Annotated in this window: 2 protein-coding genes; both read right to left on the reverse strand. The window is 74.3% G+C overall.

Going from position 1 to position 875, the window contains the following annotated elements:
• Positions 1 to 143, reverse strand: a 143-nt coding sequence (locus PROKR_RS31640) for an NAD(P)-dependent oxidoreductase (protein ID WP_169736453.1), incomplete at its 3' end; no start/stop codon positions are given.
• Positions 136 to 875 (reverse strand): phosphoadenylyl-sulfate reductase (locus PROKR_RS35200; protein WP_245605861.1); only part of this gene is annotated, 740 nt, incomplete at its 5' end. The genes PROKR_RS31640 and PROKR_RS35200, both read right to left, overlap by 8 nt.

The raw sequence follows: 875 nt of genomic DNA on the forward strand, positions 1-875 counted from the left end.
AGCACGGCGTGCGGCGCGACGACCCGCACCCGCGCTCCGGCGTCGAGCAGGGAGCGGACGCGGCGCGCGGCAACGGGACCGCCGCCGACCACGACGACGAGCCGGCCCGTGACCTTGAGCCCCAGCGGGTAGATGTCAGACATGAAGACCACACTCGTCCTTGTCGCGCCCGGCCCAGCGGCCCGAGCGTGCGTCCTGGCCCGGCAGCGGCCGCGCGGTGCAGGGCTTGCAGCCCACCGACGGGTAGCCGTCGGTCAGGAGCGGGTTCACGATCAGCCCGTGCTCCGCGGCGTACGCGGCGACCTGGTCGTCCGTCCATGCCGCGATCGGGTTGATCTTCACCACGCCGTTGCGCTCGTCCCAGGAGACGAGCGGTGCGTTGGCCCGCGCCGCCGTCTCCCCGCGGCGCACGCCGGTGGCCCACGCCTCGTAGCCCTGCAGCGCCTGCTTCATGGGCGCCACCTTGCGCATGGCGCAGCAGGCCTCGGGGTCGGTGTCGTGCAGTCGCGGCCCGTAGGCGGCGTCCTGCTCGGCCACGGTCAGCTCGGGGCGCACGTCCACGACGTTCACGTCCAGCTCGATCTCCACGGCGCCCCGCGTGCCCAGGGTCTCCGCGAAGTGGTAGCCGGTGTCGCCGAACAGCACGTCCACGAACGGAAGCTGCTGCGCCACCAGGTGCGACAGCACGGTGTCCTGCATCGAGGAGGCCACGGCCAGGTACGGCCCGAACTCGCGCACCGCCCAGGCGATGACGGCCGAGGCGTCCGCCTCGGGGTTGCCGGTCGAGGCGTGCAGCTGGGCCTGCCCGCGCTCCACCACGGCACGCAGCTCCTCCGGCGTGCGACGGCGGCGCGTGGCCCGGGCGGACCGGCGTG

The organism is Promicromonospora kroppenstedtii DSM 19349 (genome assembly GCF_000515355.1).
Taxonomy (GTDB): Bacteria; Actinomycetota; Actinomycetes; order Actinomycetales; family Cellulomonadaceae; genus Promicromonospora; species Promicromonospora kroppenstedtii.